This window comes from Paraglaciecola arctica, assembly GCF_018861065.1.
Lineage (GTDB): Bacteria > Pseudomonadota > Gammaproteobacteria > Enterobacterales > Alteromonadaceae > Paraglaciecola > Paraglaciecola arctica_B.
Genome location: NZ_JAHKQO010000037.1, coordinates 44,088 through 56,613 on the forward strand (window position 1 = coordinate 44,088; position 12,526 = coordinate 56,613).

10 protein-coding genes are annotated in these 12,526 nt (G+C 39.1%); 2 read left to right on the forward strand and 8 right to left on the reverse strand.

Annotated features, from left to right (window positions below; genetic code table 11):
* Position 1 precedes the first annotated feature (1 nt).
* The 5 genes from mshL to pilM are packed head-to-tail and all read right to left on the reverse strand — an operon-like array spanning position 2 to position 4,234.
* Complete coding sequence (gene mshL, locus KO534_RS17085; protein WP_215931340.1) at positions 2 to 1,660, reverse strand: pilus (MSHA type) biogenesis protein MshL; 1,659 nt, start codon at positions 1,658 to 1,660, stop codon at positions 2 to 4.
* A complete protein-coding gene (locus KO534_RS17090) occupies positions 1,650 to 1,988 on the reverse strand; it encodes a hypothetical protein (RefSeq protein ID WP_215931343.1) in 339 nt (112 codons plus the stop codon). Before KO534_RS17090 ends, mshL begins: the two co-directional genes overlap by 11 nt.
* A gap of 6 nt (positions 1,989 to 1,994) precedes the next feature.
* Entirely contained in the window at positions 1,995 to 2,672 is a 678-nt protein-coding gene (gspM, locus tag KO534_RS17095) for a type II secretion system protein GspM (protein WP_215931345.1), read from the reverse strand.
* A gap of 21 nt (positions 2,673 to 2,693) precedes the next feature.
* A complete protein-coding gene (locus KO534_RS17100; RefSeq protein WP_215931347.1) occupies positions 2,694 to 3,308 on the reverse strand; it encodes a PilN domain-containing protein in 615 nt (204 codons plus the stop codon).
* A complete protein-coding gene (gene pilM, locus KO534_RS17105) occupies positions 3,308 to 4,234 on the reverse strand; it encodes a type IV pilus biogenesis protein PilM (protein ID WP_215931349.1) in 927 nt (308 codons plus the stop codon). The genes KO534_RS17100 and pilM overlap by 1 nt, the downstream gene beginning before the upstream one ends.
* A gap of 736 nt (positions 4,235 to 4,970) precedes the next feature.
* Here pilM and KO534_RS17110 point away from each other — a divergent pair.
* Entirely contained in the window at positions 4,971 to 6,989 is a 2,019-nt protein-coding gene (locus KO534_RS17110; protein WP_354667956.1) for a TonB-dependent receptor, read from the forward strand.
* On the opposite strand, the gene KO534_RS17115 is transcribed toward KO534_RS17110, so the two are convergent.
* On the reverse strand, positions 6,986 to 8,824 hold the full coding sequence (locus KO534_RS17115; protein ID WP_215931352.1) for a two-component system response regulator: 1,839 nt from the start codon (positions 8,822 to 8,824) through the stop codon (positions 6,986 to 6,988). The two genes, KO534_RS17110 and KO534_RS17115, sit on opposite strands and share 4 nt — an antisense overlap.
* 284 nt (positions 8,825 to 9,108) lie before the next feature.
* Here KO534_RS17115 and KO534_RS17120 point away from each other — a divergent pair, with 284 nt between their 5' ends.
* Complete coding sequence (locus KO534_RS17120) at positions 9,109 to 10,266, forward strand: helix-turn-helix domain-containing protein (RefSeq protein ID WP_215931354.1); 1,158 nt, start codon at positions 9,109 to 9,111, stop codon at positions 10,264 to 10,266.
* A 170-nt stretch (positions 10,267 to 10,436) separates the two neighbouring features.
* Here the strand turns inward: KO534_RS17120 and ssb are convergent, their stop codons facing one another.
* Positions 10,437 to 11,033, reverse strand: a complete 597-nt coding sequence (gene ssb, locus KO534_RS17125) for a single-stranded DNA-binding protein (protein WP_215931356.1) — start codon at positions 11,031 to 11,033, stop codon at positions 10,437 to 10,439.
* 12 nt (positions 11,034 to 11,045) lie between these two features.
* Positions 11,046 to 12,383: an MFS transporter gene (locus KO534_RS17130; protein WP_215931358.1), complete on the reverse strand. Its 1,338-nt coding sequence runs from the start codon at positions 12,381 to 12,383 to the stop codon at positions 11,046 to 11,048.
* Positions 12,384 to 12,526 lie beyond the last annotated feature (143 nt).

Here is a 12,526-nt window from a genome sequence, read left to right on the forward strand (position 1 = left end):
TTTAGTCCACGTGCAGCCAGTCAGCCATTTGATCCCGGCTTCGTCTTAACTGTTTTTTCCATGTGTCTTTATCCACCACTGTAGGTTTAATCAAAATCACCAGTTCTTTCTTAATCTCACTATTACTTTTATTTTTGAATAGATTACCCAAATAGGGAATATCCCCCAGCAAAGGAGTTTTTGACTCTGATTCAGAAATAATAGATTGCATCAATCCGCCAATCACCACTATCTCACCTGATTTGGCGCGAATAACCGTATCAGATTCGCGGATATTACTTTGCGCCAGCGGCAGAACATACTGCTCTTCGTTTAGCGTCACTATTTTTTCTTGCTCTTGTGTTTCGATAACCGAAGGATGAACATGTAATAAAACCATACCTTCAGCATCAATTTGTGGTGTCACATCTAAGGCTATACCCGAAAAGAAAGGGGTTAATTCAATGTTAGGCACCACAGATGTGGTACTACTAGAAATAGTGCTTTGACTTGACACATCGGTGACAAAATATTCGTCGTCTCCGACTTTAATCACCGCTTTTTGATTATTAACCGCCGTCACTCTTGGGCTAGACAATACTTGTACATTGCCTTGAGTAGACAATAACGACAACACTCCAGAAAAATCCTTATTAATAAAAGATAGGCTGGTTAAATTGCCCAAAGCTGCGCTAACACTATTACCTAACGTACCTGCAGTGTTCGAAAATTGAAAATCGGTTGAACCACTGTTGGCTAATATTTGTCCCCAATTAATGCCCTGTTGGTATCCATCATCCAATGAAACCTCAAGAATTCTCGCTTCGAGGATGACTTGCCGTTGGATAATTTCCTCCGAGACGTCTAAAAATGCTTTCACTGCTCTAATTTCTTTTGGTAGAGCTCGAACTGTTACTAGACCAGCTTGAGGGGTGACCATGACACTTTTTCCGTCTCCCTCACCTATCATCGACTCCAAAGTTTCTAGAAGTTCAGTCCAAAAATCTGTTTCAGTACGCGTAGAAATATTAGTGCCGTTACTATTGGTATTTGTACCGTAACTGCTGCTACTTCCTGAGTTACTAGAATTGCCAGTGTATCCGTTTTGAGAGTTGTTATTACTATTATTGTTGCCAGAATCTTGAGTTACGCCCCCAGAGGTAATACTGGTTTGCGTAGAACCATCACGAGTCATCAGTAAATAGTTAATAGCGAAGGTTTCAGTGCGCATTCCTGACGGATAAATACGATAGATATTTCGTTTACGCTCGATTTCGTAACCATAAATTTCAGAAACTAAATCAAATACCTCTTCCAACGCCACTTGTTTTAGGTCTAGTGAGATTTCGCCAGTGACTTCGGGATGAATTGCTACGCTGAAAGGGGTGTCTTTAACTATGCTACTAAAAAACGCTGCAGCATCCACTTTTTGGGCATTAATATCGTACTTTGACTCCCCAAACAATTGGCTAGATGAGTCACTAGGTTTGGGGAGTAATGCTTGATTAATTTCGTCCGGTACCGATTCTAAGGGTTGCCGCTGTGGCGCCGCATTAGTTTCGTTTTCGTACTCGGCAATTGCAGAGTCCAAAGAGTGCGAAACAGGCGCTTTTTTCTGCGTACTTTGGCATGAACAAATAGCCACCATTAGGCTAATAAGTAGTAATTTGTTAGAAACCATTATTCGTGTCTTTTTTAATGTTGTTGTTATTGACATAAAGTGTTTTTGGACCATCTGAACCTTCTAATAAAACGTGATTTTCACTGATCAATAGCACCTTGTATTCTTGCACTAGTTGCCCTTGGGTAACGCTTTTCCCATTTATAATAGCTTGTCTGTTATGATTGGTTTTAATGATGGCGGTTAATTTTAAAGCCTCTGGCAGCGTTGCGTCTGAATCTTGCCCCAGAACAAAAGATTTATCAGGGTTAGGTTTAGTTGGATCTTGCAGTGTACTGGCATGGGCACTGGAGAGACTAAAAATTAATAATATTAATAGGTGTTGCATTTGCCTTTATACCCCTATGAAAGCTTTGTTGGTGCTAAGAGTGTAGATTTCTAACTCAACACTTGCGGTTGGGTAATCGCCCACTAAATAATCAAATTTTTTCCAGTAGAATTTCCATGGTAATGATTCCAATTTTTGTAAATATTCTTGAATATCAAAATATTTCCCCTCAAAAATAAGTGTGACACCATGGCGATAAAGTCCTGCCTTTGACTCTTCTCCTTCTTTGGCGGGTTCCAGTAATATAGGAACAGGAGCTATTGATTGTAACTCAATTAACTTTAACCCTTTGCTACCAGATAGCACACTTTCTAACATTCCTGCCATTTTATTAGCGGGTACTAAGTTGCTAGTTTGTGTTTCTAACTGCAGTGTAATGTTTTGGATTTCACGTTCTAAATCGGCAATTCTGGTATTGACAGGTTCATTAGGATCAGAATTTAGCTTTTCGGATAATTGCGCGACTTGAACTTCTAAGCTCGATATTTCTTTTTGAGTATTATCACGGTTTTGTTGTAATTTTTCGGACTCCTTGAAAAGAGGCTCGAATAAAAAGGTATACATCAATAATAGTATTACAACTAAACCACAAATTAGAATTAGGCATTGTTCACGGGAACTTGTGCTGTGGAATTTAGCTGATAACTTTCGGTATTCTGCTTCGAGGGCAAGTTGTTGTTTCATATTTTACCCGACCCTTTTAAGCTAATCATTGTTAGCTCCAACTTCTTGATTAGACTCGTTTCCAGACGAAATAATAAATTTGAGTTGTTTATCTGAGTCCAAATATAGCCTAGTATCCGCGAATTCTTGCCCATTAAAATAATCAGTTTGCCCTAAAGAGCTAAGCCATTTGGGTACAAGGGCAGAATCTGTTGTTGCACCTTGCACCTCGACCTTTGCGCCATTTAAGTTGATATGAGTTAACCATAGCCCTGTTTGATTATGACCAGCGAGATCTATCATTAAGTTGGAGTAACCTTGTGTTGTTAACTGTTCTCGTCCCGATAATTCATCTAACACCCGTTTTTTAAGGTTAACTAGCTGCTGATTATCTTCAACTTTTTGAAGTAAAACAGGATCAATTTTAAGACTGTCTACCGCGATTTGTAATTCTGTCGCTAATATTTGTTGTTTCTGCTTATCACGTTCTAAAATACCTAATTCCGCTTGTAAATTTTGTTGTTCTGATGCGAAATAAAAGTACAGTAAGCCGCATAAAATAGCCGTGAACACCCAAGTTGCGATTACAATATTCAGAGAAAGCAAACGTAACTTCGGGTGAAACTCTGGGTGGTAAAGGTTAATTCTATTTTTCATCAGCCAATCAAACTCGCGTTATCAATTGCGGCACCTAAACTTGCTAGGCTTGATGGTGCTATTGGCATTTTAGTATTTTTTGAGACGTTTGGGATAAACGATTCCACTGGTACAAAAATAACCTCTTTAATAAACTCCGCTAGCGCATCCTGATGAATGGTATCCAAAGAAAGATAGACTTTTTTAACCGGAGCTTGACGTAATTGGCTCTCAAAATAATCCATGGAACGTTGAATTTCCAAACTCAAGTTATCAACGACGCCCATTTTTAATTCTTCTGGTGAAAAATTAGCTAAATTTTCATAGCCACGTAATCGTCGAGAAAAGTACAATTCGTTGCGTTTAACAATATTTAAACTCAGCTGCCCACCTTCTTCTTGTTTTAGGGTGATAATGGCATCGTCGCTGGGCACCACTAAGTTACATGTTGCGAGCTCTTCAATTCCAATGATATTCAGTGCTAACCCTGCTTTTAAAACACCATTTCGAACTTCTCTAACTTCTTGCTTACTGATGGCAACCACATTTAATTTTTTGAGGTTAGCTGCTTCAGCTGGGGTATCGAAATAGTCAATCGCAAGTTCATCGTCACTGAACAATTGTTCTTTGACTGACCATTGCAGCGCTTTAAGTAGCTCTGTGTCCTCAACTTCTGGTTTGTCTAACTGCAACATTTGATACTTTGAAATAGAGAACGCGACATTACACTGAGTATTAGTGAGACTATTTTTGTCGACATAGGTTTTGAGTGAGCTTTGCCAGCTTTCGATTGGGAGAGTGTCTTGTTTTACCCAGCTAATTTCGCCTTTAATCTTTTGTAGAGTAGAAACATGAAATTCGTCTACGCCAATTTCAATCCCTACGGAATGAAACTTAGAGGCTTTGCTAAAACGTCTTTTTATAAACTCGCGCCAACCTATTTGCATGTCACAGACTATATTTCTTTATAACTAAGCTCCATTACAGCAAAAAACAGCGTAAAGCGCTAGTTTTATATAGGCTTTTGATATGGGCAGTTTATTTAATAAATCCAATGATTTATGGCTAAAAACTGGATGAATAAAAGGCAATCATAAAGTCATTTCATGAGTACAACTACGACTCTGTGCAGGTCAGCTCAAAAAGCAAATCAACTGATTATTTGTTAGATTTTTATCAATGACCTGATGTGGTTCAAAATAAAAAGTTCTAATTTTTCATAGGGTTAATGGTTTTTTGGCATGGTTCGATTCTACCAAACACTACAACAAAAGCGCACTTTTTTGTTTCGGTATGCAACAACACTGCAAAGAGACTACTATGCGAAGCATTATAAGGTGTTTAGAGAAAGTATTAGGACGAAATGCCCCAATAACAAGTTTAATTCAATGGCGAAAGCTGTGGCACATCAATTAAAATGCTGCGGCATCAAACACACTTTAGTTAGTTAACTTTTGATTAAGAGTTGTGCTTTTTAGTTTGATATAAAAGCCAGTCAACATTCATAAAACTGCATTTTCATTAGTGAACTATTTGTCAATAAGGGTGGCTAGTTTAAGAGATTTAGCACTCATACTTTGATAAAAATTAAGGTATGCAGCTAGAAGTTTGCAACGTACAATAAGAATATTTTTAACGTATTACTACATAAACATAAGTGCTTTTGGAGATTTTTTGGACTACGTGAATCGTTTTTTTAGTGTGTTTTTATTGATTATCCCAGCTATAGGTTTAACCCAAGAACAGCCTATTGACAATATTACAGTAACTGCCACTCGAACGACTGATAATGTCTTGGACATTGGTAGTAATATCAGTTGGTTGGATGAAGAGAGTTTGAGGTTGGTTGAACAACAACATATTAATCAAGCTTTAGTCAGGATCCCTGGTGCTTGGATTAGCCGTGGAAACGGTCAGGAACACCTAACGGCTATTCGTTCCCCTGTGTTGACCGGAACAGGGGGGTGTGGCGCATTTTTCACTGCACAGGATGGAATTTCATTACGTGCACTAGGATTTTGTAATGTTAATCAATTGTTTGACGCGAATACCGAACAGGCATCTTCTGTCGAAGTTTTACGTGGTCCAGCAAGTACTATGTATGGCTCTAATGCTGTGCATGGCGTCATTAACGTTCTGACTCCCAATCCATTTGAAGTAGAACAATCATTTTTATCTTTGAGTGTTGGCCCTCATGACTATTCTCGTGGCATGTTTAGTTTATCCAACACAGGTGATCAACATGGTGTTTTGTTTTACGGCAATATCACCAAAGACGGTGGATATTTGCAAGACAGTGGTTTCGAGCAGCAAAAATTTAATTTGATTCATCAATACCAAGAGGGTAAGTGGCAAATTAAAAATGTACTAGCAGCAACCAATCTAAACCAGGAAACTGCTGGCTTTATAAGTGGTTTGGATGCTTATAAAGATGCGGCGCTTAAAACTCAAAACCCTAATCCAGAAGCGTTTCGAGATAGCCAGTCTATGCGCTTCTACAGCCAAATAAATTATCTTGAAAACGATACTACCAGTCTTACCTTTACACCTTATGTTAGGTGGGCTGATATGCAGTTTTTGCAACACTATCTAATTTGGCAACCTCTTGAAGAAAACAGTCAATCTAGTGTTGGCGCACAGCTACAATTCCAGAAAAATTACGGTGACTTAACATGGTTGAGCGGTTTCGAAGTCGATCTGACTAATGGGCAATTAACTGAGACTCAATCCGAAGATTTTTCACCTACCATCCCAGCTGGCACACACTATGATTATGAAGTGGATGCAACTGTATATTCTCCATTTGCGCAATTACAATGGGCCGCTAGCGAGCAGCTGAATCTTAGCACTGGTGTGAGGTATGAACGCACTAAGTATGACTATAACAATCACCTAACCGCGGGCAGTGCTTGTGCTGATGACGTAGAAAATTGCCGGTTTACTCGCCCTGAAGATCAAGTGGTCAATTATGAAGAATGGTCATATCAAATAAATGCGAATTATGCGGTAAACAATCAGAATCGACTTTATGCTCAATATTCAACAGGCTATCGAGCGCCCCAAGCCGCCGAGTTATTTAGACTTCAAGCAGGGCAAATACTAGCTGAACTTGAAGCTGAAAATGTCGATTCCATCGAATTCGGTCTAAGGGGGCAGACCCAAGGTTTTTTTTACGACCTAACCTTGTTTACGATGCAAAAGAACAATTTTATTTTCCAAGATACCGATAGACAAAATATCAGCAATGGCGAAACCTCTCATCAAGGCATTGAGTTAGCAATAAACTATCAATGGCAACAGTTCTATATTTCTGGCAATGGTACTTTTGCGAAACATCAGTACGCTACAAACCTTAGGCTAAGCCAGGTTAACATCAATAACAATGAAATAGATACTGCACCTGAACACATGGGAAGTGTTCAATTTGGATGGCGAGCAGACTCAGGCAGCTTTATAGAGTTAGAGTGGGTGCATCAAGGTAATTATTTTCTTAATCCAGAGAATACCGCTGAATACAGTGGTCACAATTTGCTTAATTTAAGAACAGGTTGGGCGTTAACTGATAAAGTAGATATCAGTGTAAGAGTCACAAACCTGAGCGATGAAGATTACGCAGAAAGAGCTGATTTTGGCTTTGGGAGTTATCGTTATTTCGTAGGTGAGCCTAGGTCAGTTTATGCCACACTTAGACTCAAGTATTAACTTAAATTACTGATGGGTTCTGGTTTATGAAACAGTGACCCTTGGGCGTGTTTTATTCCAATTTCAATTAAATTATCGGCTACTGTTTCATGTTCAATATGTTTAGCAATCAACGCTTTACCAGATAACTCTGCTACTTTAGTTAGTGTTTCCCAAAGAAGGGTATTGCTTGGATTTTCTGAATAGCCGCCTATCACCGCGGCATCTATTTTTAAGTAATCTAGTTCCAATATATGTAGATACTGAATCAGAGAAGTTTGCCCTCCAAAATCATCCAGACAAGTTTTACATCCTAATTTTTTGAGGTGGGATAAAAACACGCCAGATCTCTCAATCGTGAGTAATACGTCAGACTCTGAAATTATGAAACACAACAAACCGGGTTTTATGGACGTTTCTAACAATATATTTTCGAGCGTTATCAGAAACATAGGGTTAGTTATGGTTTCTGATGAAAGATTGATTGAAACATGACTAAATTGGCTATGTAAGTGTTGATTGTCCTGCAACCAATTTAGGGTGGCTTGTAGAACCCAGAGGTCAATTTTTTTATTAATTTGGTTTCGTCCCGAAACCTCTATGTACTCCTTGGGTAGTTTCAATTGATTAGCGTCTTCACTGTTAAGCTTTACTAACATTTCGAACGAGGGCAATTGATCCTGTTGTGCTTGCAAGGGGTTAACTTGCTGATAAAAAAGTGACAAAGCGTTTGATTTTAACGCTGATTCAATGCGGCTGGCTAAGTCGCTAGTTGTTTCTTTAGCTAACTGTCTTACACCCACATTTTGATAATTGACAATAGATCCTAACCCCTGTTTCTTGGCTTGAATCGATGCGTGAATAGCCTTCGATGTGATTTTTCTGGCGCTCGATTCATGCTCGTCTACAACGCAAAAGCCGACACAGATTTCGGCTTGGATTTTTTGTGACTTAAAACTAAAAGGAAAGCTACTTAAACAATCGACTAAACCTCTTGCGACTACTGCAGCGTTTGTGACAGAAGTGTGTTTTAAAAAAACTGCGAATTGATCGCCGCCCAACCTACCTAACAAAGCGGAGTCACCTAATTGCGATTGTAATAAATTGCTAACATTACAAAGAACATAGTCGCCTGCGTCCCACCCAAAACATTGATTAACGACTTCAAACCTTACTAGATCCAGAAATAGCAGTACCCCATCTGTTGCATCAAAAGTTCGCTGATCTAGATAGCACTGCAAGTTGCGCTCAAAGCTAACCCCATTAGGTAATTTCGTTAAAAAGTCAGTGCCTTCTTCGAGCTTTAAACGATTATTAAGCAACCTTGACTCAAGGATAGCTTGCTTAAGTTTTTCATTAGAATCAGCTAAATCGCGGTTTCGTTGTTGGACTTTACTTTCTAACTCGAGGTTAGTTTGCTGAGCTTCTTTTACTAAGCGGTTCATATTTAAGTGAAACTGAGTTCTTACTATTAATTCTTGATTATTAAAGGGTTTCAATAAGCAATCAGCGCCGCCGACTTCAAAGCCTTGGAGCAATTCGGCTGTTGTAGCGGTTAAGAATATTATTGGGATGGCGGATAATTGCGCATCCGACTTAAACTTTTGACAGGTTAAAAAACCATTCCAACCTCCCGGCATGTTGATATCTAATATGACTAATTCAGGATAAAAACTGCAAGCCAATTGATAGGCTTGTTCTCCACTGGTGGCGGTTCTGACTTTATAACCTTCTTTCTCTAAAACAAGGCTAATAATTCGTAAAATCCCAGGATCATCATCGACTACCAGAATATTTTCTTGCTTTTGGCTTGGTCCATACTCTGGATAAAATACTTGCCGCAATTGACCGTTCATATGAAATTAATTTCAACTTGTTTTCGAGATAGAAGACGATACATTCTTGTAACATATTCAGCAATGGGATGGTCAAAATTTATCATAAAATATTCTGTATATTTTAATTTTTGGGAATAAAGGTACGATTTAAGGGATGAAAAGTAAATTTAGCGTTTATTTGGTTTTGCCTATGTTATTGTCAAAAATTCATGTTTGAAATAGTAATCTAGTGTTTTCCCTTTAATTGCGTTTATGTCTTTGGGATAGGTCTACTATGTTGTTTTGATTAGAAATATTTATTGATGAATCACTCTCAACCTTCTTTAGTACTGACAGCGGCTGTTAATCGTTTATTGAGCGAAAGGGACTTGCCTGCATCCTTAACCATTGAACAATGTGCCTGTGAATTGTCAATAAGCATGACTTCGTTTAGGCGTAAACTGGCCCAAGAAGAAACTAGTTATAAACTTATTCAAAGTAAATTTTTAAATGAACTATGCGTAAAAGCCTTGTTAACAAATCAAATTAAGATTGAAGATTTGGCTATTAGGCTGGGTTATTCAGAACGGGCTACGTTTGAACGAGCCTTTCGGCAAAAATTTGGCGTCACGCCATCACAGTTTAGATATTTATCATTGGCAAACAGTGTGCATAGTAACTATGTAAAACTGACAGAAATCGCAGAAAATATGCCACCCATGCCAAGCAGTTGTCAGCAACTATTGCTTGAAAAAGATAGAGACAATCTTAATCTGCAAAAAGTGATTGAGATTGTGACTAAGGATGTCATTCTTTCAGGGCGTATTATGGGGCAAGCCAGTAAGGCCATATATGGCAAAACGCCCCAAAATTTACAAGAAGCGATAAGTCGAAATTTAGGCATTCAAACCGTTGTGAATTATGCGCTAGTGTTTGCAATGAAGGACGCGCTACAACAACATTTAGAGCAGGTCATTTTCGAGCAATATAGCCAAGCTTTTTTATTAGCACCTAAACTCTTTCAACATACCCGTAAATTGTTAACAAAAAATCTAACTTTAGATATCGAACTTACCGAGCAAGTTTTGGTTTTTTCGCTACTAGGTGTTTTCCTGTTGAGTCATAAAAGTGCCCATAGACACGAAATGGTGCGGTATTCATTGCGAGGTATAGACGACTTAGGTTCGCTTAATAGACACATTCACGAGACCATGGGGATCAGCCTTTATTCTGCGTCCTCGCTTATGTTGTCGTTATGGCATATAGATGCAAGTCTAGTGAAACAAATAGCCCACCTGGATAAAGTAAGCCAAGCAGTTGCAAAAGGTACAGAACAAGATGAGCTAGTGTTATTTATGCTGTCGTGCTTATATTTTGCAGCGGCTGGGCATAGTGATTTTAGTGTTTTGGAGCAAAAGGCTGAGTGTTTAAATATTACAAACTTTGATGAAATAAAGCAGTTGTTGGCAACATTAAATTAAACTTTTGGGTCGTTAGTTAGCGCGGCTTATTAACAACCATTATGTTGTCGTACTACTGCTTGAGGCAAAAAAGTAAAGCATAACAATAACAAAGCCAGCTTTTACGCTGGCTTAAAGTTTAGATGGTAGTTAAAAGTGTTTTATCCTTTACACTTTTAAATCCCGGAAGCCTAAAAAGGAATATCATCGTCAAAATCAAAATCTGGTTCAGCCATAGGTGCAGGTTGACCTTGCTGTGGTGCTTGATTAAAACCTTGATTGGATTGTTGAGGGTTACCTTGAGCTGGTGGCTTTTGGTATTGTTGATTCTGCTGAGGCGCTTGTTGATAACCTTGCTGTGGCGCTTGCTGATAACCTTGATTAGGCTGTTGCGCAGGACGTTGTTGACCTTGGAAGCCACCTTCAGATTGACTGCCACCGCGTCCACCTAACATTTGCATGACGCCATTAAACGGGTCTAAAACAATCTCTGTGGTGTATTGATCTTGCCCTTCTTTGTTCTGCCATTTACGGGTTTGAAGTTTACCTTCAATATAAACCTGACTACCTTTACGCAAATATTCACCAGCGATTTCAGCAAGTTTTCCGAACATGGAGACACGGTGCCATTCTGTTTTTTCTTGCATCTGGCCACTCTGATCTTTCCAACTTTCTGATGTGGCTAAGGTTAGATTGGCCACTGCCTTTCCATTAGGGGTATACCTTACTTCAGGATCTTTGCCTAAATTACCCACTAAAATTACTTTATTTACACCTTTACTCGCCATGTTTCCTCCTAATTACTCTTTTAAATTCAGTACAAGTCGAGCTTGTTGAATATCGAAATGTTGTTCTGCCTTTATGTACATAACTTGTTCATTCGGAACAACTGTTATATCAACCAAGCCTTTTAGCGCCGAAAGCTGCTGTAAAGTCAGATCTGTTATTATTTCATTTGTGTTAAGTGTATACCTTTTTAGCCTTTGCGTCCCGTTGATCCCCTTAATCAGAAGTAACCATACAGCACATAAAATACTGGCCAATACAAACACCCACTGAATGCCTAAAAGTGCGCCAATACTGCCAGATAACACCCCACCAATAAATGCACCAAAAAACTGAAAACTCGCATACACACCCATGGCTGAGCCTTTCTTACCAGCAGGGGCGATATTTGAAACCATTGCCGGAAAATTTGCTTCTAGATAATTGAAACAAGTGAAAAATAGGCTTACCAATATCATCAAATAAATAATCGAATGTTGGCCAAAAACAAAGAGTCCAAATATAATCGCCATGCCAGCAACGCTGAATTGCATGACCGCCTGTTTGCTTTTAGCGGCTAGTGCCATAAGTACAACAAGGCCAATAACCGAAGCAAATAGCACCACAGAATAGACTTGCCAGTGAGTGGAAAGCGGCCATTTTAAATCAACTAGGAACACCGGAATTTGCACAAATAGTAGTGTGATCAGCATATGCAGTAATAACACACTAATATTGAGGCGTATCAATTGAGGGTGCCTAAATAGATTTTTAAGGTCTTCGTAAATGGGCAAAGTATCACCCTTAGGTGCAATGTTTTTTGCATTAGGTACTACAAATAATACTAAGAATACGCACAAAGTTGCCAATACACCTGTTATCAGGAAAATACCGCTCAATCCAAATTTACTGGCAATAATAGGGCCTAAAAGTAATGCTAAGTAAAACGAAAAACCGATAGAAATACCGATGATGGCCATAACTTTGGGTCGTTGTTTTTCGCGGCTTAAATCACCGGCTAACGCCATAATCGCACCAGCAATTGCGCCAGCCCCCTGCAGAAAGCGCCCGACAACAACCCAAACTAAACTGTCAGCCGTTGCTGCCACAAGACTACCAACAGCAAATATGACCAACCCTCCAGCAATCACTGGTTTGCGCCCAATTTTATCGGATAAAACCCCCATGGGAATCTGCAACAATGCTTGAGTGAGCCCGTATCCACCTATGGCTAAGCCAACCAAAAACGCGGAATAATCGGGGTATTCTTGGGCGCTAACGGCAATGACGGGCATAACCATAAACAGCCCAAGCATGCGTAATACATACACAAAGGCAAGAGAGAAAGCGCTGCGAAGTTCGGTAGAATTCAAGGTTTAATCTATTATCAAAAAATCAAAAAGGTGGATGTCAAAATAGCCGACTAGTCTAGCATAGATTCCATTTCGACAAACAATTTAAACAACATTTTTGATTAGCTGTAATGTGCCTTACAAAAGATAATCAGAGTTGTCGT